Raw genomic sequence first — 21,346 nt, forward strand, 5'->3', positions numbered from 1 at the left:
GAATCCCTCGGAAGATCGTATCTTTCGGTCTGAGAATAACAAACAGGTCAAGAGCTTTTGCAAGAACTTGCCCATTGGATGCCGCTTGAGGCCTCGTTCGTTGCAGAAAAAATTGGAGTTAGCGGCCATCCTCGAGGTGAACGAGAGCCATGGCGGCGGAATTGTTGTGGGTGAGGGAAAGGGAGATATTTACGACTGCCAGGCTGGCCGCAATTTCAGCCGCCCGTCCGGAAAAGTGGAGGGTCGGCCGCTGACCCCGCTCGCGGCGGACCTCGATTTCCTTCCAGGAGACTCCATGCTGGATTCCGGTGCCCAGCGCCTTGGCGCCAGCCTCTTTAGCGGCAAAACGGGCTGCGAAGCTCTCGGCAGCCTCTTTTTTGCGCTGGCAGTAGGCGATTTCTCCGGGCGTGTAGATCCGCCGGAGAAACCGGTCGCCATAACGCTCTATCGACTCCGCGATACGGTCGATTTCGATCAGGTCAACGCCAGTACCGACAAGCATACGATCAAGTTAAACCATCGGCGGAAAGTTGCCGAGGGGAAGAAGTTTCGCAATGAGACACCTATCGGAATGGGTTATCCTCACCGATCAGAATGTTATGCATCACGGTTACGAACTAGACGGCTGGGTACTGAGGCTCACCGCCCTCAGCGATCACTCGCCGGCGCAGGCCATAAACCTGCTGACCCGCTCCCTCGTAAGCTGTGGAGGATGGGTGCTGAGCCGTGCCGTGCATGAAGAAGGCATCGGCGAAATGGATTTCGAGTTTGCACGGGCCGGGTGCGTGGAAATTTACGCTGTACTGATCTCCTGCGGGCTCGAATTAAGCCGCGAGTCGCACCTGCAGATGGCCGAGCTATGCCACTGCACGAAGAACCTCATGGCCAGCAAAGCCTTCGATATCGCACGTGTGGACCTGGTCATCTACCCCGGCCAGCATAAGACCTCCCACGACGCCGGCGCCCTGTCGCAACTTTCCTAACCGGCCTCTACCAGCCCGTAACGCCGCTGCCAGGCCTCGCGCAGCCTGAACCACACGCGTTTCTTTTCCTCTTCGGTCGCTTCGGCATTTTCAACGAACCGCGCCGACTCTTCCTTGGCCAGCTCCAGCAATGCGCGATCGCGGACGATATTGGCCACGCGAAAGTCGGGCAATCCAGCCTGGCGGGTGCCGAAGAACTCTCCCGGGCCGCGCAGTTGCAGGTCGAGTTCGGCCAGTTCGAAGCCGTTCTGGGTGCGGACCATCGCCGCCAGCCGCTCCTGCCCATGCGGCGAGAGCTTGCCGCCGGTCATGAGGATGCAATAAGACTTCGCTGCCCCGCGCCCGACGCGTCCGCGAAGCTGGTGAAGCTGGGCGAGGCCAAAGCGCTCAGCGTGCTCGATCACCATGACCGAGGCATTGGGCACGTCCACGCCGACTTCGATCACCGTGGTCGAGATGAGAACGTCGATCTCGCCGCGCTGGAAGCGGCGCATGATGACCTCCTTCTCATCGGCATCGAGGCGGCCATGCAATAGACCCATCCTCAGGCCGTGAAGGTGCGAGGCACGCAGGTTCTCGTACATCTCGGTCGCGGACTTGAGCGTGGGTTTCTCGAAGAGGTCGTCTGACTTGGCCTTCTTGCCTTTACCAGCGGCTTTCTTGGTGGTCGCCTTCTTACTGACCGCTTTCTTGCTGATGGTCTTCTTACCGACCGTCTCCGCACTGTCCGCCTCTTCGCTGTCTGGGCGTGCAAAATCCAGCTCCGGCTGGTCGTCTTTCGCGCCTTCGATCACGGGATAGACCACGTAAGCCTGCCGCCCCTGAGCCACCTGGTCGCGAACCAGCTTCCACACGTCTTCGGCGCGCTCGTCGGAGACCTGCCTTGTGACGATCGGCGTGCGGCCGGGCGGCAGCTCGTCGAGCACGCTCAGGTCGAGGTCGCCGTAGAGCGACAGGGCCAGGGTGCGGGGAATCGGTGTCGCCGTCATGACCAGCATGTCCGGCTCGGCGGCATTTGGCTTCTTCATCAGCCGGAAGCGCTGGACCACTCCGAAGCGGTGCTGTTCGTCGACGACGACCAGGCCGATGTTGGCGAAGTCGACCTTTTCCTCAATCAGCGCGTGGGTGCCGATTACGAGGTCGGTCTCGCCGTGGAAGATCTTCCGCCGCGCCAGTTTTTTGCGGTCCTCGTCGAGAGAACCGGTCAGCAGCGTGAGCCGGTACTTCTTCGAGCTGCGTTCGAGCAGCTTGCGGGCGCCGAGGTAATGCTGGGTCGCAAGAATCTCCGTCGGAGCCATCAACGCCGCCTGGTAGCCGTTTTCGATGGCCACGATCATCGCCTGCAAGGCCACGATCGTCTTGCCCGAGCCGACATCGCCTTGCAGCAGCCGTCGCATGGGGCCAGGCTTGCGCATATCGGTGACGATTTCGCCCAGCGCCCGTTTCTGTGCCGTTGTGGGATGGAAGGGCAGCACCTGCCGGATGGCTTCGCGGACCTTGTCGTTCGCCTCGAAGGCGACGCCGGTTCGTGCCTTCAGGCGGCGTCGTTTCAGCTCGAGTCCGCATTCAAGATAGAACAGCTCCTCGAAGATGAGGCGCTTATGCGCCGCGGTGCCGAAGCCCTGCAGCTGCGTCATAGGGGTTCCGGCCGGAGGGAAATGCACGGCCCGCAGCGACTCTTCACGACTTGGCAGCCCGAGGCGCGCGAGCATGGCGGCGGGGAGGGTTTCGGGAATCTGCCCGCGCAGTTCCTCGAGCAGGTTGTAGATGACGCGGCGGATCCAGCGCGAGGCAAGGCGGCTGCCGCTGAGCGATTCATAGACCGGGGTGATGCGGCCGACTTCGAGCAGGTGGCTCTCGTCGTTCGGGTCTTCGGGCAGGATCTCGAACTGCGGCTGGATCATCTTGAAGGCCTTTGTCGAGCGCGAGGGCTCTACCTTGCCATAGAGCGCAACCATCTGCCCGGGACGGAACTTGCCTTCGAGATAGGTTCCGTGGAACCACATGCACTTCATCGTGGACAGGTTCTGCCCGACCGTCATCTCGAAGATGGGCATGGTACGGGTGCGCAGCAGGGAGGTGCCGCGCACCTCGGCGATGACGCTGGCCATCTCGCCCGGCTTCAGTTCGCTCAGGGCGCGGGGATGCAGGCGGTCTTCGTACCGAAATGGGAGGTGATAGAGAAGGTCTTCGACGACGGCAATGCGCTTTTCGACGAGGGTCTTCGCGATCTGCGGACCGATGCCTTTGACGAACTGGACGGGAGTATCGAGCTGCACCACTAAGCGATGCTAGCAAAGTTGTTTTCCTCTGTCGGATTTACGGGAAGCGCTTTAAGATCAGGTTGATAAACTTTGAGGTCCAAAGGAAGAATCATGCCGACAGTTGTTGCGCTGGACAGGATCTCCAAGGCATACGAACAGAAAGTCGCCGTGAAGGAGCTGAGCCTGCAGATTGAGGCCGGCACGATGTTTGGTCTGCTGGGGCCGAACGGCTCGGGTAAGACCTCGAGCATCCGCATGATGATCGGCATCACCATGCCGGACTCCGGCTCGGTCAACCTCTTCGGCAAACCCTTTGACCGCGAGAGCCTGAAGCGGGTCGGGTACCTGCCCGAAGAACGCGGCCTCTACAAGAAGATGAAGGTCATGGATCAGCTGGTCTTCGTCGGCCAGCTGCGCGGCCTGGAACCGGCCGAGGCGGCAAAGCGCGCCCACGCCTGGTGCGAGCGCATGCAGATCCTCGAAGCCGTCGATAAGAAGACTGAAGAGCTTTCGAAGGGCATGCAGCAGAAGATCCAGTTCATTGCCACACTGCTGCACGATCCTGAACTGATCATCATGGACGAGCCGTTTTCGGGACTCGACCCGGTGAACGCGACCCTGCTGCAGGACACGCTCATCGAGCTGAAGAAGGCAGGCAAGGCGATCCTCTTCTCGACGCACCGCATGGACCAGGTGGAGAAGATGTGCGACGCAATTACGTTGATCCATCGCGGCAACGTAGTCCTGGCCGGCGGCATTCGCGAGGTGAAGTCGCGTTACGAGCGCGATCGCGTGGTCATAAACTTTGCGGGCGACAGGTCGTTCCTGCAGCACGAGGCCATTGCCAGCTTCAAGGAATACTCCGGGCAGGCCGAGATCACGCTCAAGCCGCATGCCGATGCGCAGGCGCTGCTGCGTGACGCGGCAGCGCGTGCAACCATCTACCGGTTCGAGCTGATGGAGCCGTCACTGGAAGAAATTTTCATCCGCACCGTAGGGGAGCGAGTCGATGCGTGACATTCTGCTGATCGCCAAGCGCGAATATCTCGAACAGGTGCGCGGCAAGGCCTTCCGCGTGACGACCATCCTGATCCCGACCGTGTTTGCCTGCCTCATCGGCGTGATGACGCTCGCGGCGAAGAACACCGGTGTAGGCAAGCACATTGCCGTGGCGTCGAATGATCCCGCATTGGCTAACCGGGTGCGTGACGCCATCGTGGCAGACAAGGACGCGAAGGCGACGGTCGAAGTGGTCGCTCCAGCGGCCGAAGCGGATCATCAGGCGCTCGTTAGCAAGGTAGACCAGAAGCAGTTGGACGGCTTCCTTTGGCTCGACACAACGGACAGCGGCGCGCCTAAGGCCACCTTTGAGTCGCGTTCGTCCGGAGATTTTGCAACCGAAGGCCGCGTGGAGAAGGCGGTGAACCAGGCACTGGTCGAGCAGCGTCTCACCGCCCGCGGTCTGGCTTCGACCGACGTTGCTTCGCTCACTAAATCCGTCGACGTAAAAACTCTGCAGGTGAAGAACGGCAAGGAATCCGCCAGCAACGCGATGAGCACCTTCTGGGCGGCGTATGCCATGGCCTTCCTGCTTTCATTCACCGTGGTGATGTACGGCATGAACGTCGGCCGGTCGGTGATCCAGGAGAAGACCTCGCGCATCTTCGAGGTCATGCTCTCGATGGTTAAGCCGGAAGACATGCTCGCCGGCAAGCTGATCGGCATCGGCGCTGTAGGCCTGACGCAGCTGGCGATCTGGGGAATTGCCGGCTCCATCTTCGCCGGCTCGGCCATGGCTGCAAAGCTGATGGCGGGCGGCATCCAGTTCAGCATCGCTCCGATCACGCTGGTGCTCTTCGCTGCCTACTTCATCCTCGGATACGCGCTCTACAGCACGCTCTTCGCCGGACTGGCCGCGACCTGCGACACCGAGCAGGAGCTGCAGCAGTACGCGCCGCTGGCGGCCATCCCCATCTGGCTGAGCTTCGGCATGATTGCGTTCATCGTGAGCAGTCCGAACTCGACGATCTCCGTCGCGATCTCGATGTTCCCGCCCTGCGCGCCGATTACGATGTTCCTGCGCATGGCCTCGCAGTTCCCGCCCATGTGGCAGATCGGGCTTTCGCTCGGCATCATGGCGGTGACGGTGTGGGCGGTGCTGTGGCTGTCGTCGCGCATCTACCGCGTCGGCATCCTCATGTACGGCAAGCGCGCCACGCTGCCGGAGATGCTGCGCTGGCTTCGGTACAGCTAGCCCCAACAAACGTAAACAGGCAGGTGAGGGCTTTAGCACTCACAATAGAAACGGCGACAGGAGCGGCTTCAGCCGCTGAGGTAATTCTCCACGTCCCGCTAGAATGAATCTGTGAGCAAGCAACTTTCCTTCGGCCAGCGGATCGCCATCGCCATCGTTCCACGCCTCACCGCGCTGCTGCTGGCAATCATCGGTTCCACCCTCCGCTTCGAAGTCATCACCGAAGAAGGCGCTGTACCGGAAACGCCGCCGAACACCGGCATTTACTGCTTCTGGCACCGCTGCACGCTCTCCTGCGGGTGGTACTTCCGCAAGTTCCGCTGCTCCATTCTCATCAGCCAGAGCTTCGACGGCGAACTCATCTCCCGCACGCTCGGCCTGCTCGGCTACAACAGCGTGCGAGGCTCAAGCTCGCGCGGAGGCGCAGCCGGACTGCTTGCACTGGCCGGCGTTATCGACAATGGCTTTCCCGTCGTGTTCACAGCGGATGGTCCCCGCGGGCCGATCTACCAGACAAAGATCGGGCCGGTGAAGCTCTCGCAGATGACCCGCGAACCGATGGGCAGCTTCTATCTGCTGCCCGAGCGCGCCTGGGTGATGAAGTCGTGGGACCAGTTCATGATCCCGAAGCCTTTCTCGCGCGTGGCCGTGAGCTGGTCGCGCAAGGTCGCACCGCCTGCGGTCGATGCGTCGCCGGAAGAGCTGGAAGTGAAGCGGCAGGAGCTGAACGACGCCATCGAGCGGGCAAGGCTGCATGCCGAAGCGCATCTCCGGAAATAAACGGGAAGTAAAATAGACAGAGTGCTTGTCTCCGACTTCGATTACGAACTCCCTGAAGAACTGATCGCACAACAGCCGCCTGCGGAGCGCTCTGGAGCGCGCATGCTCGCGCTCGACCGCGCGACCGGCTCTACGAGTGACCGGCATTTCGTGGATTTTCCCAACATGCTGCGCGAAGGCGACCTGCTGGTGCTGAACAATAGCCGCGTCATTCCTGCCCGGCTCTTCGCGAAGCGAGAAGGCGCACGCGGCAACGCCATGCAGACACCGACGGGCAGCATCGAAGTCTTTCTCACTGGACAAAACACAGAGCATGAGTGGCAGGCGCTGGTGCGGCCCGGGCGCAAGGTGCATCGCGGCGAGGTGCTGAACTTTGGCGAAGGCCGTTTGCGCGCCGAGGTCATTGCAGAAGGCGAGTTCGGAGAGCGCACGCTGCGCTTCCAGCCGGTCGATGATTTCTTCACCGCGCTCGAGGAGCTGGGGCATATTCCACTGCCGCCTTACATTCATCGCGATGATGCGGACACCGATCGCGAGCGCTACCAGACGGTCTTCGCGCAGCAGAAAGGTTCTGCGGCTGCTCCAACTGCAGGCCTGCATTTCACCCCGGAGATTCTGGACCGCATTCGCGCGCGCGGTGTGCAGGTTGCGTACGTCACGCTGCATGTTGGACTCGGAACCTTCCAGCCGGTGCGCGTCGAGCGTGTGGATGAAATCGAGCTGCACTCGGAGCGCTATACGCTGAGCGCTGAGACGGCTTCTGCGCTCAACAATGCGCGCGCTGAAGGCCGGCGCGTCGTCGCGGCGGGAACGACCACCGTCCGCACCCTCGAGCACTGCGCCTTGCAGGGCGAGTTCACGCCACATTCGGGCAGCACACGGATCTTCATCTCGCCGGGCTTCGAGTTCAAGGCGGTCAAAGCGCTGCTGACAAACTTCCACCTGCCGCAATCGACGCTGCTGATGCTGGTGTCAGCATTTGGCGGCAAGGGCCATGTTCTCGACGCCTATCGCCATGCGGTTCGCGAGCGCTATCGCTTCTTTTCCTACGGCGATTGCATGTTCCTGTCCTGAGAACGCAGGCTTGTTAGGCGTAAACTTGAACGGATGCCTACGAAGCCCCCGATTTTTCTGCTCGACTCGATGTCGTTCGTCTTCCGCGCCTACCATGCGATGCAGCGGCAGCGGCCCATGTCCACGCGTACCGGTGTGCCCACCGCGGCGACCTATGTTTTCGTGAACATGATCAACAAGCTGCGGCGGGACTTTCAGCCCGAGTACTTTGCCGCGGTCTTCGACGTGAGTGCGCCGGTCTTCCGCGATGAGCGCGCCAAGGCCATGACGGCGGTCAAAAAGTTCAACATCAAGACACAGCAGTTCGAAGAGGTCGAGTATGGCGGCTACAAGGCCAATCGCACCGAGATGCCCTCCGATCTCGCGCAGCAATTGCCATACATCCGCCGCGCGCTCGAGGCCTTTCACATTCCTATCCTGCAGGCCGAAGGATTCGAAGCCGATGACGTGATCGGCACGCTCTCCACGCTGGCCGCGAAAGATGGACATCCGGTGTACGTCGTCTCGAACGACAAGGACATGCTGCAGCTGGTGAACGAGCATGTGAAGGTTCTGAACCCGGCGAAGGACAACCTCATCCTCGATCGCGACAAGGTTCTGGAGACGCTGGGCGTGCCGCCGGAGCAGGTGATCGATGTGATGGCGCTGCGTGGCGATTCCATCGACAATATCCCAGGAGCGCCCGGCATTGGTGACAAGGGATCGGTCGAACTGATTCAGCAGTTCGGCACCCTCGAAGCCGCGCTCGATCGCGCCAGCGAGGTCAAGCGCAAGACTTATCGCGAATCGCTCGAGAACAACCGCGACAACATCCTGTTGAGCAGGGAGCTGGTAACGATTCACTGCACCATTCCGCTTGAGCTCGACCTCGATGCGATGCGCACGCAGCCGCCGGATGCCAATGCCTGCCGGACGCTCTTCACCGAGCTGGAATTCACGACGCTGCTCAAGGAGCTTGCGCCGTCAGCGGTTGCGCAGGAGGTCGAGTACATCCTCGATCCGGACAAGGAACAACTCGCCGCATTTGTAACCGCGGCCAGGAAGAATGGATTCGCCGTGGCTGTGCCCGCCTCGGAGCTGGAAGAAGCAGCCGAGCAGGTGAGCGAGCAGGAGACGGAAGCAATTGAAGAGCGCGAGCCGGAGCTGAAGACCATGTCGATGTTCGGCATGTTCGAGGAGGCCGAGAAGCCGCAGTCGGCTGCTGCTGCTCCGGTTTTTAAGCTCGCTGTAGCACTCGATGGAAAAGCGCTGCGCGTCGCCCTTGATGATGTGCGAACGCTGCTCGAAGACGAATCCGTTGCCAAGCGCGTGCATGACTTAAAGGGAACAATGCGCGTGCTCGAGCAGCAGGGCGTGACGCTGCGCGGCGCCAAGGATGACCTGATGCTGTATTCGTACCTGGTCAATCCAACGCACACCACTCATCGATTGAGCGATATCGCGGCGCGCTTCAGCAATTATCCGTTGAAGGAGACGGGCGAGCGCGAACTGGTCGAAGCAGCACATACCGTCGCGTCGCTAACGGAGACACTTCGCGGCGATGTGAAGACGCTCGATGCCGAGAGCATCTACAACGATATCGATCTGCCGTTGGCTCCGGTGCTGCTGCGTATGGAAAAAGTAGGCGTGCGCATCGATTCCGCGCAGTTGAATCGGATGTCGGAGACGCTGGGCACGGAGATGCAGCGCGTCGGCGAGGAGATATTTTCGCTCTCCGGCCACCGCTTTAACATTCAGTCGCCCAAGCAGCTCGGCGATGTGCTCTTCAACAAGATGAATCTGCCCAAGCCGATTAAGTACGGCAAGGGCAAGGTGGTTTCGACCGCACAGGATGTGCTTGAGGAACTGGCCGAGCACAATGATGTTCCGAAGCTGGTACTCGAGTATCGCCAGCTTGCGAAGCTGAAGTCGAACTATGTCGATTCGCTGCCGCTGCTGGCCGACAGCGATGGCCGCGTGCATACGACTTTCAATCAAGTCGGCACGGCGACGGGCCGATTGTCGTCGACGAATCCGAACCTGCAGAACATTCCTGTGCGCACCGAGCTTGGCCGTGAGATACGCGCGGCGTTCATTGCTGCTCCGGGGCACAGGCTGCTTTCTGCGGATTATTCGCAGATCGAACTGCGTCTGATGGCGCATTTCTCTGAAGATCCGCTGCTGCTTAAGGCTTATCGCACCGGCGAAGACATTCACACGCTTACGGCATCGGAAGTCTTCGGCGTGCCGGCGGACAAGATGGACAAGGTCACGCGCAATCGCGCCAAGGCTGTGAACTTCGGCATCGTCTATGGCATCTCGCCTTTCGGTCTTGCGGCACAACTTGGTATCGATCAGAAGGAAGCGAAGACGTACATCGAGCGTTACTTCGAGCGCTACCACGGCGTACGCGAGTTCATCGATCGCACGCTCGAAGAAACGCGCCGCGACCAGAAGGTGCGCACGGTCTTCGGACGCGTTCGTCCCATCCCTGACATCCAGAGCCGCAACGCCAACCTGCGCGGCTTTGCCGAGCGGACAGCGGTTAACACACCGCTGCAGGGAACAGCAGCCGACCTGATCAAGCTGGCGATGATTCGCATCGATCGCCGCCTCGCGGATGAAAAGCTGCGCACCCGCATGACGCTGCAGGTGCACGATGAACTGCTCTTCGATGTGCCGGAGGATGAAGCCGAGAAAGCCGAAAAGCTTGTGAAACACGAGATGGAGTCGGTGATTGAGCTGAAGGTCCCGTTGGTGGCCGACGTGGGCATTGGCGGCAACTGGCGCGACATCAAATAGCTGGTTCGTGTCTTCAGAAACCGCTAGCGCTATCTGAAATTCTCATCCTGAAAGCAGTGAGGGATCTGCATTTTTCTTTCGACAGGCGGTATTCCCGGTGTCGAACGCGTAAATACAGATCCCTCGTTTTGCTCGGGACGAGAAAACAGGGGGTCAGGCGCCGATAGCTTCTTGAATCGCCTGGGCGATGGCGTCAGCGTGGCGTCGCATCTCGGCTTCGCTTTCCGCTTCGATCATCACGCGGGCCAGCGGCTCGGTGCCGGAATAGCGAATCACCACGCGGCCATTGCCTTCGAGCGCTTCTTCGGCCTCGCGGATGCGTGCAGCAACCGTTTCGATCTGGTCGAGCGGCCTCTTCTCCTTCACGCGCACATTCACGATGACCTGCGGAAATGTCTTCAGGTCGGCAAGCAGCTCATGCAGTGGCTTGCCGGCGCGCTGCACGATGTCGAGCACGACGAGCGCGGTCAGCAGGCCGTCGCCCGTCGTAGCGAGATGAGGGAAGAGCACGTGCCCAGATTGCTCGCCGCCCAGCGACGCGTCGTTGGCCTGCATCATTTCGAGCACGTATTTGTCACCCACCGGCGCGCGCAGCATCTTGATCTCCGAGCGGCGCAGCGCGGCTTCGAGGCCCATGTTCGACATCGTGGTAGCGACAACCATGTCGTCCTTGAGGATCTCGCGTGCCTTAAGATCGCGCGCGGCCAGTAGCAGCACCGCATCGCCGTTGACTACATTGCCGTTCGCATCGGCAAAGAGCGCGCGGTCGGCGTCACCGTCAAAGGTGATGCCCATATCGGCTCCCGCATCCTTTGTTTCCTTTGCAACCACCTCGGGATGCAGCGCGCCGCAACCTGCATTGATGTTGCGGCCGTCAGGATGAACGTGCGTGAGCTTGACCGATCCGGCGAGCTGAAGAAAGAGCTCCGGCGCGATGACAGAAGCAGCGCCGTTGGCGCAGTCGATCACCAGCTTCATGTGGTCCAGGTCGAGCTGTGGAACCGCCTTGAAAAGAAACTGCTCGTAATCAGCGCGAAGCTTAGGGTCGGTTTCCAACTCGGGCAGAGCGGAGGGATCGGGAGCGCCTGTGGTTTCAAAGTCGCGGGTTTCGAGCTGGCGGAAGATCTCGTCTTCGATAGCCAGTTCGGTTGCGTCCGGCAATTTGTAACCGTCACCGCCGAAAATCTTGATGCCGTTGTCATGCCAGGGATTGTGCGAGGCGGAGATGACGACTCCAGCCGAGAAGCCATGCGTGCGCGCCAGGTAAGCAATAGCGGGAGTGGTGATAACGCCTGCGCTTTTTACCGTTGCTCCGCCCTCCGCCAGGCCGGCGGCGAGGACCGAGGCGATCCATGCTCCGGACTCGCGGGTATCCATACCGAGCAGTATGGATGGCCGTGGATGCTTCGGTTTCAGTTGGTGCGCCAGCGCCAGGCCTACGGCGTAAATTGTTTTCGCATCGAGCGGTGCTTCGCCGGCCACGGCTCGAATGCCATCGGTGCCAAAGAGTTTTCTCATGAATCGTTTCGTTCCGTAGAAGAAGTGCTCACGCGGCTCTCAAAGCTGCCATCGGAGAGGCGCGTGGTGAGCTGTTGTCCTTGCTGCAGGCCTGCGGTGCTTCGCAGCAGGTTGCCTTGCTGGTCATAGACCAGCGCATATCCGCGCTGAAGCACGCCGAGTGGAGAGAGCGAAAGCAGCTGCCGCTCGAGCGATTCGATCCTGTTCCTGCGGGTCGTCATGTCGAGCGATTGCGCGCGCAGCATGGCAGTAGAAAGCGTCTCCAGCCGGTTGCGAGTGAAACGCAGCTGATGGCTGACATCGTGACGCATCAGCGATGCGGAAAGTTGCTGGAGCCGCTGCATGCTGGTCTGCGCCCTGCGCTGCCAGGATGTTTCCATGCGGAATGCCAGCTCATCGAGCCGCTGCTGCCGCTGGCGGATACCGCTCTGCATGCGCGTAAGCGCTGCCTCGACAGAAAGCCGCGCAAAGCGCTCGCGGCCCTGCATCACAGCGTAGCGTGCGGCACGGTGCAGGCGCTGCGAAAGCAGTTCGATGCGCTCCTCGACCCTATGCTGTGCGCCGGTGATGAGCTCCGCGGCGGCCGATGGGGTGGGCGCGCGCAGGTCCGAGACAAAATCGGCAATGGTGAAATCAGTTTCGTGACCGACGGCCGAGACAACCGGCAGCTCCGAGTTCGCAATCACGCGTGCCAGCGATTCGCTGTTGAAGGGAGCAAGATCTTCGAGCGATCCGCCGCCGCGTGCGATGACGATCAGGTCGACTTCGCGGCTCTGGTTGAAGTAAGCGATGCCCGCCGCCACGCTGGCCGCTGCGGATTCACCCTGCACGATCGCCGGATACACCAGCAGTTCGAGCGCGGCATGCCTGCGGGTAACTACATTGATGATGTCGCGAATGACCGCGCCGCTCGGCGATGTGACCACCCCGACGCATTTCGGAAAGAGCGGCAGAGCACGTTTGCGTTCCGCGTCGAACAGGCCTTCATCCTGCAGCTTCTGCTTTACCTGTTCGAAGGCGAGCTGCAGCGAGCCTGCGCCCACCGGTTCGAGATGCTCGGCGATGAGCTGTACCTGCCCGCGCTGCTCGTAAACCGAGAGCTTGCCGCGCAGCAGTATGTGCAGGCCATCTTCGGGGCGGAAGCGCAGCAGCGATGCCTGGCGCCGAAAGAGCACGGCTGAGAACTGCGCGGTCTCGTCCTTGATGGTGAAGTAGATATGTCCGGAAGCGGCCTTGCGCAGGTCGCTGATTTCGCCTTCGATCCACAGGTCGCTGAACTCGCCCTCTACCTGTGCGCGCAGTTCAGCGGCGAGTTCGCTTACCTTCCAGATATGGCGCTGCGGCGGCTGTGGTGCTTCAAATAGAAAGCCCATTTGGCTGCCTGCAGTTTTTGTCTGCGCATCCACATTCCAAGTCTACATGGCAGTTGACGCGGAAGGCGCTCACCTGTTTTGCTTCCCACAGGCGAAAGGGAAGAGCCTTGCACATCTTCTGCATCTTCGCGGGCATAGCCTGCATTCTGGCAACGCTCACCGATTCTTTTCAGACGGTGATCCTGCCGCGCCGTGCGGTCGGCAAGTTCCGTATCACGCGGCTGTTTTTCGCTGTTACCTGGTGGCCGTGGGCGCGGTTGGCAAGCCGTGTCCGCAATGCGCGCGACCGCGAAACCGCCTTTAGTTACTACGGGCCGATGGCGCTGATCGTCCTGATCGGGGTGTGGGCTGCTGCGCTGGTGACCGGTTTCGGATTGATCTATTACGGCATGGGCTCGCCATTCCGCGATCCCGTGTTCCCGCATCCCGATCTGCGTTCCGATATCTATGTGAGCGGCACCACGCTTTTCACCCTCGGTTTGGGAGATCTGGTTCCGCATACCGATATTGTGAGGATGCTGGCAGTGCTCGAATCCGGCATGGGGTTGGGGTTTCTGGCGCTCGTCATCGGATACTTTCCCGTGCTCTACGGCGCTTTCTCGCGGCGCGAGGTAAATATCTCGCTTCTCGATGCGCGTGCCGGTTCGCCTCCGACTGCTGCCGAGCTGATGCGGCGCCATGCCTTTCCCGGCGGGAACGATGCTCTCACGCTGTTGCTGGTGGAGTGGGAGCGCTGGGCGGCCGAACTGCTCGAGAGCCATATCTCGTATCCGCTGCTGTGCCAGTTTCGCTCCCAGCACTCCAATCAAAGCTGGCTGGCCGCGCTCACCGCCATTCTGGACACCTGCTCGCTGCTCATTGCCGGGGTACAGGAGCATCCGGCGCGCCAGGCGCAGCTCACCTTTGCAGTCGCCCGCCATGCGCTGGTCGATCTCTCCCAGGTTTTCGGGCTGAAGCCTACAAGTGCCATGGGCGACCGGCTGCCGCCCGAACGCTTCGAGATGCTCTACGGGCAGCTATGCCAGGCCGGGATTCGCGTCTGCCGCGACGAGGACTCGATGGAACGCCTCAAGAAGATGCGCCTGCTCTACGAAGGCTATGCCGATGCGCTTAGCAACTTTCTCTGCATGCCGTTGCCGCCGTGGATCGCCGAACACCCGAACAAGGACAACTGGCTATCCGTGGCCAAGGTGCGGGCGCAGACAGAGGCTGTGATCGCCGCGCAGGTAAACGCAAGCAGCGGCTTGCAGCCGCTGTTCGTCGAGGATGAAGAACACCATATCTTCTAGAAATTCAAAACTGGAATGATTGATTGAGGCTAACGCGGCTTGGCTTCGATCATCTTTTCAAGTTTTGCCACGGAATCACTGAAGCTTTGCTTATCCGGAACGCCTCCCTCCGGACCGAGGCTGGCTTCGAGCTGGGAAGCGATATCGCTGCCCTCCGGAAGTCCGAAGGTGCCAAGCACCCCGGCAAGCTTATGGGCTGCGACATACGCATCGCCGCGCGTTACATCATCCAGGCTGCCGGCATCCAGGGCCTGGCATGCATTCTGCAGCACGACCAGCCTTGCCATCATGACCGGGTAGTTCGTACGCCAGATGGCAAGCAACATCTCTTCGATCTTGTTGCTCTCGCCCATCGACCTATTTCTCCCATCCGAGCGCGGCCGACATCTGGTCGGCGAGCGTCAACGGATCGAAGGGTTTGAAGAGCACGGCAGCTACCCCGAGGTCGGCAAAGCGCTTCTGGTCGGCGGTCTGCACCTTGGCGGTCAGGAGGATAACGGGAATGTCCGCCGTCTCGGGAAGCTTGCGCAACTCCAGAAAGGTCGTCGGCCCGTCCATGCCCGGCATCATCACGTCGAGCAGGATCGCATCCGGCCGGTCTTCCTGTGCGCGGTGAATACCCCTGATGCCGGAGTTCGCGGTAAGAACCTCCCACCCGGCGACCGTTTCCAGGCTCATAGCAGCAACCTGCCGGATATCGTCTTCATCGTCAATGATCAAAATGCGGTGCGACATACTTCTTACTCCTGAATTCGGGAAGGTGCTGCTTTTGTACCATCGAAGCGTCTGGTGAAAACAGACTGCTGCGCTCAAGCCGGATCGGCGTTTTCATGCCGTCGCAGAAGGGTTGCGGCCAGTGACTCGATCTCTTTCATGCGTTCCGCACTGCCGGCATTCGAATACACGATCATGGGCAGGCTGCTGAGCTCACCGCGATTGTCGAGCCACTCGATGAAGTCAAAACTCTGTTTCCCCGGCAGGCCCAGGTTCAGTAGAACCAGGTCAGGCCGGCGTGCCGACTGGCAGAATTCCACTGCCTGCGAAAGATTGGAGGCATGGTGGATCTGAGTTCCGGCCATGCGGAAGGTCGCGGTGGTGGCGATAGCGCGCTGCTGGCCGGGCTCGACCAGCAGCGTATAGCTCTGGGCATTACCTTCCCGCAGGGCGCCGGCCAGCGCCGCGTACGCGGTAAGGTCATCTTCTTCCGCCGGCAGGCCCGCCTCCGCACCGATATTCAGCAGGATGACGGGGATGCTGATGGTGGCCGCGTCCGCTTTGAGAAGCTGCAATGCAGAATAATTCTGCTTCACCTGCCGTGAGATTCCCAGCAGGATCGTGTTCACCGGAAAGTGCTGTGCCAGATGCAGCGTCTGCGTGCTGTTTTCAGCCTCCAGCACGCGGAAGCGTTGCCGGCGCAGTGCCGCAACCAGCGCCGTACGAGCCTCGGTGCCTGCTTCGCATATCAGCAGTGTGTCCTGGTGCACCGCTTCGTCTTCATTTGGGCTTTCCTGCAGCGAGTCGAGCCTGGTGCGCTCGGGCAGGAAGACCCGGAAGGCCGCGCCGCTTCCTGCAGGATTGTGCTCTGCCCAGATGCGTCCACCATGCTGCTGCAGGATGGTGCGGCAGATAGCGAGCCCCAGTCCGGTGCCGCCTTTCTGACGAGAATCCGATGCGTCCACCTGCTGGAAACGGTCGAAGATCGTCTCCAGCTTGTCCGTCGGAATGCCGCGCCCGTTGTCGATGACGCTCAGCATAGCCCCGTCGCGGGTTGGGCCAACCTCGACGGTGACAGTTGCCTCGGGCGGAGAGAACTTGATGGCATTGCTCAACAGGTTGGTGATCACCTGCTGGATGCGGTCTGGATCGACCTCGCTCTGCGTGGGCACGGCATGCAGTGCCAAGCGGATGCTGGCAGCGTCGGCCATGGGCTGGACTGCCTCGACCACCTGCTTTGCCAGGTCATCGAGCGAAATCTCGCGGAAGTTCAGCGGGGCGCGGCCCGACTGCATGCGTTCCAGGTCGAGAATGTCGTTGATCAGGCGCACCAGCCGGTCGGAGTTCGACAGCGCAATCCGCATCAGGTTTCCGGCCTTCTCGCTGATCTCGCCAAGCAGGCCGGAAGATAGCAGGCCGAGCGCGCCGCGGATCGATGTGAGCGGCGTGCGCAGCTCGTGGCTGACCGTCGAGATGAACTCGTCCTTCATACGGTCAAGGGCATATCGCTCACTGATGTCCCGGAAGCTCAGCACGCTGCCGATTGCCGTGCCGTGCTCGAGCATCGGCGTGACCGAAAACTCCACGGGGAAGGGGCGTCCGTCGAGCCGGTAGAAGACGTCCTGCCCGCTGGTTGTCTCATGCAGCAGAAAAGCGCGGCGGGTGCGGCACTGTTCGCCGCAGGCCTCGGGCGAGGCTCCTGAGTGCAGGATGGAATGAACGGGGCGTCCGGCCAGCTCTGCCGGGGATGCGCCCAGCATGGCTGCTGCCGCCGGGTTCACGAAGTCGACCCGTCCTTCCGGGTCCGCGCCGAAGATGCCGTCCGCCACCGAGTTCAGAATGAACTCGTTCTGCTGGTGCAGCTCGCGGACCCGCATTTCCTGTGCCGAACGGGCCATGAACTGACCGATGGAGGCGCAGACGGTTTCGACCGAACTCATGGTCTCCGGATCTTCGTCGCGGCGTTGCCGGCTGTAAAACTCGACCGCAGCGATAACGCGGTTACCCACGCGAACCGGAACGGCCAGGCCGCTGTTCAGGCCGGTAAGGCGCGCGGAGTGACGCCGCGTAAAGCTGGGATCGTTGCGGAGATCAGCAGACCAGCGTGGCGCGCCGAGCGCCCACACCATTCCCGGCATGCCTTCGCCGCGCGTGAAAACGCGGCTCTGGGTGTCGCGCAGGAATTCGTCGTGGTTGCGGTCCGGGACCGACCAGCTGCAGTCGAAGCGGATCTGTTGCAGGGTGTCGTCGACCACCCAGAGGTTGGCCATATCGTAGCCCAGGGTGTTGCACAGAGCTGCCAGCACCTTCGGCAGCGCCTCCTCGCGAGAGGTGGATTCGCCGACGATCTGGCTGACTTCAAGCTGCATGCCCATGCGGCGCTCGCGGCGGTTGCGCTGGGTAACGTCACGCAGGATGCAGCGGACGGTAGCCGGGCGATTGGCGCTCCGTCGGCTGCTGAGGCTGGCTTCGACTTCCACCCTCCCGCCGTGCGGGTTCCTCAGCTGGAGAGATTCGCGCTCGACCCGCTCGCCCAGCAGGGCGCGACGGAAAAGCGCCGCCACCTCAGCCTGCACCTCGGGCGGAAAAGCCGACTCGAAGCTCATCAGGGTTTCAAAGCCTTCGCTGCTGATGCCGAAAAGCTCTTCCCACGCCGGATTCACGTAGAGATAGTTGCCCTGCTCGTTCATGGTCGCGATCATTTCAACCGCGTTCTCAAACAGGTCCTGGTAACGTTCTTCGCTTTCGTGCAGCAGATCGTCGACCCGCCGGGCAGAGCTCAGGTCGGTGCCGAGCAGCAACAGGCCGGAGAGTTCACCATCTTCATCCTCGATGACGGTCAAATGCACCGTGGCCGGAAATGTCCAGCCATTGCGGTTGCGGAAGTTCATCTCCAGGGGACGGGCCCGGCCGGAAGGGAAGTCGCGAAGATAGCTGAGGCAAAGATCGAAGATCGATGGAGACAGTCCGGCAGGCTGCTGCGAGGCCAGAAGCGTCCGGCCGATGCGCTGGCCCTCGCCCTCGGCGAACATCTGCCGGAGAGCGATCCGGCCGAGAACTTCGTCGGCCGTATAGCCGAGCAGCAGCTCCGCCCCGGCATTGAAGGTGGTGATGTCGCCTTCGAGGTTTGTGGTGATCAGCAGGGTGCCGTCAGAGGAGAGAATGCTCTGCTGGACCGGCAGCACCTGCGAGATCGCCTGGTCCTGGCGCCGCCTCAGGAAGTAGGAGCGGATATGAAAGAGGCCGGCGAGGAAGAGAAGCAGAATGGCCAGCAGCCAGCAGGTGACAAAGCAGCCTATGGGAAGCAGCCCGATGTGATGCCGCTCCGCGCACCATGCCAGCACGGCCGCGCCGCCGAGGACAAATAGCAGGGCGGCAACATAAAAACTGATCTGCGTTCGTGTGCTGCTCGGTAAGGTCACGTCAGTCGCTCAGGGGGGAGCAGCTGCCTGCGGTCCCGTTCTTACGTGCCGGGCGAATGTGCCTTCCGGCGTGAAATTCGGGGTGGACGCAAGCCTATCCCGCTGATGTTGGAAGAATTGAATCTTCCGGAAGATCAGTTTGCAGTATAGGGGGAATCACCTCCGAAAGTATGCAATAAATTGCAAGTTTCTTTCGGAGGCGACTCCTGCGGCTTAGATAGTGAGCCCTGCTGACGAGACGAGAGTTAGAAGCGGGATCGGGAGCGGCCGGTCGATTGAACTCGCTGGCCCCTCTCAAAAGGGATGAGGTTGGATACTCGCTCCGCACGATATGTCTCGAGAGCCTTGCGGGCCGAAGAGCGGCAAAACGTCAGGAACCAAAGAAACGAAACCAGATAAAGACCTATGCATACTTCGAGCGTCAGCAACACAGCGGTACTCCTTATAAATCCGGGGAAGGAAGTAAGTATGAATAAATTATGTGGGGAATGCTACTCTCCGATGAATAATACGCGCCATAAGAAAATGCAGGAAATTTCTTCGCTTTGATGATGCAAAAAAGGGAAGGGCCGCTGATCGATAGAATCAGCGGCCCCGTCTAACCGGTTGCGAAAGTTATGCCGTGACCGGCTCGAGAACGCCGGCCCAGTTCTTACCCTTGCGGCCTTCGTGTGCCTTCTTGTGGTAGGCGTATCCGGTGATCAACGGCAGCGCCAGGGTGGCTTCGCTGTAGACCATCTGCTCGAAGGTCGTGTCGACCTTGCCCCACGAGCTGGCTTCCTTGAGCGTGCTCGAAGAGAGCGCACCGTCGCGGACATCGGCAACCGTAATCTGGATGGCGTACTTGTGCATCGGGGCTTCCTGTCCGAGGATGTCCGCAGCCACGACAATGTCCTGCGCGAAGTTCTTCGGCACGCCGCCGCCGATCATCAGCAGGCCGGTGGTCGGGTTGGCAATCTTCAGCTGCGTGATTTCGTAGAAATCCTTGGCGGAGTCCAGCGAGAGCATGGGTTTGCCTTGGTGCTTGTGCTGGTGGGCAACAAGTCCGAAGCCGGCCGAGCAGTCGCTGAAAGCCGGGCAGAAGATCGGCACACCCTTTTCGTAGGCTGCATGCACGATCGAATCCACGCCGCCCTGCGCCAGCGTCTTGCCGTTCTTCTCGAGGTAAGCGCCCATGGCTGCGATGAATTCGCGCGAGCTGTAGGGACGCGGTTCGAGCGCATCGGCAATGTGTTCGGTGGTTTCGTCGCAGATGCGAAGCTCTTCTTCGTCGATCAGCGTGTCATAGATGCGGTCGATCATCAGCTCGCGCAGCGTGCCGTCTTCGGTGCCCTGCTTGAGCAGGTCGTCGGCGATCCAGTGCTTGAAGCCGAGGCCTTCGAAGAAGTCCTGGTCAACGATGTTGGCGCCGGTCGAGACAATGGCGTCGACCATGTTGTTGCGGATCAGATCGATGAAGATCTGCTTGAGCCCAGCCGAAATCAGCGAGCCGGCCAGGCACAGAATGACGCCGCATTCCTTGTCCTGCAGCATGCGCTCGTAGATCGACGATGCCCGGTAAAGGTCACGGGAGCTGTAGGCCATGTGCTGCATGGCGTCGACGAGGGCTACGACATTGTGCTGCTTGATGTCGATGTGCTGAATGGGGTCTTTGAGGAGTTCCTTTTTCGTAGGCATAGCTATTTCAGGATAGCAATTAAGTGCAGCGGATTTTGTAAAAATCCATCAGCAATGAGGCGGCCAGCCGGAATTCGGTCAGATAAACCGATCACCCGACGACAACCGAATCGCTGTCCGGAACTTAACTGAAGCTTTAAAGCTGACCGGTCCCCAGCCAACCGGCCTCCAGCTAAACTGGGACTCATGTCCGGAAACCGACTCACACAGCTTGCTGCCCTCGTTCTGCTGTCATTCGTATCCGTGCCCGCTTCGTTTGCCTGGGGAAGCAAGGGCCACACCATGATCAACGAGCTTGCGGCGCAGAGTCTGCCTGCCGATGTTCCGGCTTTTCTGCGGACACCCGAGGCGGTGCAGGAAATCGCCTATCTCGGCCCCGAGCCGGACCGCTGGCGCTCGCTGGGTGAGCCCGAACTGAGCGCTGAGCAGGCGCCCGACCACTTCATCGATATCGAATACGCCGACCTGATCGGTCCGCTGCCTCGCCGCCGCTACGAATACATCGCCGCGCTCGAGGCATATGCAGCCCAGCATCCAGACATGGCGAAGCTGCTGGCGCCGGACAAGGTAGGCTTCCAGCCATACATCACCAACGAAGTGTGGGAGCGCCTGAAGTCGGCCATGCGCGATTACCGCGATCTGAGTGCCCAGCACGACGACACAAAGCCGGTCGAGGCAGCGATCGTGTTTTATGCCGGATGGCTCGGCCACTACGTCGGCGATGGTTCGCAACCATTGCACGTGACCATCAACTACAACGGCTGGGTGCTTAAGGACAATCCAAACGGCTACACCACCGATCACCACATTCACTCGCAGTTTGAAACGGCCTTCGTCGATGCCGCCATCAACATCGACGACGTGCGTTCAAAGATGACACCCGTCGCTCCGGTAAGCGACGAATGGGACGCTTACATGACTTACCTGCGCCATACGGGATCGCTGGTCGAGCGCACCTATCAGCTCGAAAAGGCGAAGGGTTTCGAGGACCAGGGAACTGCCGAGTCCCGCGAGTTCACGGCCGAGCGCCTCGCCGCTGGCGCCAGCGAGTTGCGCGACCTGATCGCCTCGGCGTGGATCGAGAGCGCGAAACCGGTTCCGAAATGGCATGAGCCGACTGCTCCGGCGACAGCCGTTCCTGCAGGGAAGTCTGCCGCCGGCTTCTGACGGCAGGCTCGATCAAACGTGTCATCGTTAAGGTGCTGGGAATCTAATAA

16 protein-coding genes are annotated in these 21,346 nt (G+C 60.8%); 8 read left to right on the forward strand and 8 right to left on the reverse strand.

Annotated elements, in window-relative coordinates; genetic code table 11:
* Nucleotides 1-118: 118 nt before the first annotated feature.
* Nucleotides 119-502 carry a holo-ACP synthase gene (gene acpS, locus LJD29_RS17000; RefSeq protein WP_446742753.1) on the reverse strand — a complete coding sequence of 128 codons (384 nt, stop codon included), beginning with the start codon at nt 500-502 and terminating at the stop codon, nt 119-121.
* Nucleotides 503-554: 52 nt separating this feature from the next.
* Between acpS and LJD29_RS17005 the strand changes: the two genes are divergently transcribed.
* Nucleotides 555-983: a hypothetical protein gene (locus tag LJD29_RS17005; RefSeq protein WP_446742754.1), complete on the forward strand. Its 429-nt coding sequence runs from the start codon at nt 555-557 to the stop codon at nt 981-983.
* Here the strand turns inward: LJD29_RS17005 and recG are convergent.
* Nucleotides 980-3,265, reverse strand: coding sequence for an ATP-dependent DNA helicase RecG (gene recG / locus LJD29_RS17010; protein WP_446742755.1), 2,286 nt, complete (start codon nt 3,263-3,265; stop codon nt 980-982). The two genes, LJD29_RS17005 and recG, sit on opposite strands and share 4 nt — an antisense overlap.
* Nucleotides 3,266-3,358: 93 nt before the next feature.
* Between recG and LJD29_RS17015 the strand changes: the two genes are divergently transcribed.
* From LJD29_RS17015 to polA, 5 genes are all read left to right on the forward strand, one after another.
* Nucleotides 3,359-4,264: an ABC transporter ATP-binding protein gene (locus tag LJD29_RS17015; RefSeq protein WP_446742756.1), complete on the forward strand. Its 906-nt coding sequence runs from the start codon at nt 3,359-3,361 to the stop codon at nt 4,262-4,264.
* The gene (locus LJD29_RS17020; protein WP_446742757.1) at nt 4,257-5,501 is read left to right on the forward strand and encodes an ABC transporter permease; all 1,245 of its coding nucleotides are present in this window, start codon (nt 4,257-4,259) and stop codon (nt 5,499-5,501) included. Before LJD29_RS17015 ends, LJD29_RS17020 begins: the two co-directional genes overlap by 8 nt.
* Nucleotides 5,502-5,612: 111 nt before the next feature.
* Entirely contained in the window at nt 5,613-6,281 is a 669-nt protein-coding gene (locus tag LJD29_RS17025) for a lysophospholipid acyltransferase family protein (RefSeq protein WP_446742758.1), read from the forward strand.
* A 21-nt stretch (nt 6,282-6,302) separates the two neighbouring features.
* Nucleotides 6,303-7,355 carry a tRNA preQ1(34) S-adenosylmethionine ribosyltransferase-isomerase QueA gene (gene queA / locus LJD29_RS17030; protein WP_446742759.1) on the forward strand — a complete coding sequence of 351 codons (1,053 nt, stop codon included), beginning with the start codon at nt 6,303-6,305 and terminating at the stop codon, nt 7,353-7,355.
* 33 nt (nt 7,356-7,388) lie between these two features.
* The gene (gene polA, locus LJD29_RS17035) at nt 7,389-10,136 is read left to right on the forward strand and encodes a DNA polymerase I (RefSeq protein ID WP_446742760.1); all 2,748 of its coding nucleotides are present in this window, start codon (nt 7,389-7,391) and stop codon (nt 10,134-10,136) included.
* Nucleotides 10,137-10,289: 153 nt separating this feature from the next.
* On the opposite strand, the gene glmM is transcribed toward polA, so the two are convergent.
* Nucleotides 10,290-11,654, reverse strand: coding sequence for a phosphoglucosamine mutase (glmM, locus tag LJD29_RS17040; RefSeq protein ID WP_446742761.1), 1,365 nt, complete (start codon nt 11,652-11,654; stop codon nt 10,290-10,292).
* Nucleotides 11,651-13,027 carry an exodeoxyribonuclease VII large subunit gene (gene xseA, locus LJD29_RS17045; protein WP_446742762.1) on the reverse strand — a complete coding sequence of 459 codons (1,377 nt, stop codon included), beginning with the start codon at nt 13,025-13,027 and terminating at the stop codon, nt 11,651-11,653. Before xseA ends, glmM begins: the two co-directional genes overlap by 4 nt.
* Before the next feature lie 107 nt (nt 13,028-13,134).
* Between xseA and LJD29_RS17050 the strand changes: the two genes are divergently transcribed.
* Entirely contained in the window at nt 13,135-14,316 is a 1,182-nt protein-coding gene (locus LJD29_RS17050) for a potassium channel family protein (protein ID WP_446742763.1), read from the forward strand.
* A 29-nt stretch (nt 14,317-14,345) separates the two neighbouring features.
* On the opposite strand, the gene LJD29_RS17055 is transcribed toward LJD29_RS17050, so the two are convergent.
* The 4 genes from LJD29_RS17055 to LJD29_RS17070 form a co-directional block, all read right to left on the reverse strand.
* Nucleotides 14,346-14,669, reverse strand: coding sequence for an Hpt domain-containing protein (locus LJD29_RS17055; RefSeq protein WP_446742764.1), 324 nt, complete (start codon nt 14,667-14,669; stop codon nt 14,346-14,348).
* A 4-nt stretch (nt 14,670-14,673) separates the two neighbouring features.
* A complete protein-coding gene (locus LJD29_RS17060; RefSeq protein WP_446742765.1) occupies nt 14,674-15,051 on the reverse strand; it encodes a response regulator in 378 nt (125 codons plus the stop codon).
* Between the two features lie 74 nt (nt 15,052-15,125).
* Nucleotides 15,126-18,452, reverse strand: coding sequence for a PAS domain S-box protein (locus tag LJD29_RS17065; protein WP_446742766.1), 3,327 nt, complete (start codon nt 18,450-18,452; stop codon nt 15,126-15,128).
* A gap of 615 nt (nt 18,453-19,067) precedes the next feature.
* Nucleotides 19,068-20,129, reverse strand: a complete 1,062-nt coding sequence (locus tag LJD29_RS17070) for a 1,9-bis(guanidino)-5-aza-nonane synthase (protein ID WP_446742767.1) — start codon at nt 20,127-20,129, stop codon at nt 19,068-19,070.
* 186 nt (nt 20,130-20,315) lie between these two features.
* Here LJD29_RS17070 and LJD29_RS17075 point away from each other — a divergent pair, with 186 nt between their 5' ends.
* Complete coding sequence (locus LJD29_RS17075; protein ID WP_446742768.1) at nt 20,316-21,296, forward strand: S1/P1 nuclease; 981 nt, start codon at nt 20,316-20,318, stop codon at nt 21,294-21,296.
* Nucleotides 21,297-21,346 lie beyond the last annotated feature (50 nt).

The sequence above is a fragment of the Silvibacterium acidisoli genome, from assembly GCA_022870745.1.
GTDB lineage: Bacteria > Acidobacteriota > Terriglobia > Terriglobales > Acidobacteriaceae > Silvibacterium.

What these genes read in the sequence shown, in the direction of transcription:
- acpS (WP_446742753.1), bottom strand. Translation starts at nt 502, where the DNA reads ATGCTTGTCGGTACTGGCGTTGACCTGATCGAAATCGACCGTATCGCG.
- LJD29_RS17075 (WP_446742768.1), top strand. Translation starts at nt 20,316, where the DNA reads ATGTCCGGAAACCGACTCACACAGCTTGCTGCCCTCGTTCTGCTGTCA.
- LJD29_RS17005 (WP_446742754.1), top strand. Translation starts at nt 555, where the DNA reads ATGAGACACCTATCGGAATGGGTTATCCTCACCGATCAGAATGTTATG.
- LJD29_RS17060 (WP_446742765.1), bottom strand. Translation starts at nt 15,051, where the DNA reads ATGTCGCACCGCATTTTGATCATTGACGATGAAGACGATATCCGGCAG.
- xseA (WP_446742762.1), bottom strand. Translation starts at nt 13,027, where the DNA reads ATGGGCTTTCTATTTGAAGCACCACAGCCGCCGCAGCGCCATATCTGG.
- LJD29_RS17020 (WP_446742757.1), top strand. Translation starts at nt 4,257, where the DNA reads ATGCGTGACATTCTGCTGATCGCCAAGCGCGAATATCTCGAACAGGTG.
- polA (WP_446742760.1), top strand. Translation starts at nt 7,389, where the DNA reads ATGCCTACGAAGCCCCCGATTTTTCTGCTCGACTCGATGTCGTTCGTC.
- glmM (WP_446742761.1), bottom strand. Translation starts at nt 11,654, where the DNA reads ATGAGAAAACTCTTTGGCACCGATGGCATTCGAGCCGTGGCCGGCGAA.
- LJD29_RS17015 (WP_446742756.1), top strand. Translation starts at nt 3,359, where the DNA reads ATGCCGACAGTTGTTGCGCTGGACAGGATCTCCAAGGCATACGAACAG.
- LJD29_RS17070 (WP_446742767.1), bottom strand. Translation starts at nt 20,129, where the DNA reads ATGCCTACGAAAAAGGAACTCCTCAAAGACCCCATTCAGCACATCGAC.
- LJD29_RS17055 (WP_446742764.1), bottom strand. Translation starts at nt 14,669, where the DNA reads ATGGGCGAGAGCAACAAGATCGAAGAGATGTTGCTTGCCATCTGGCGT.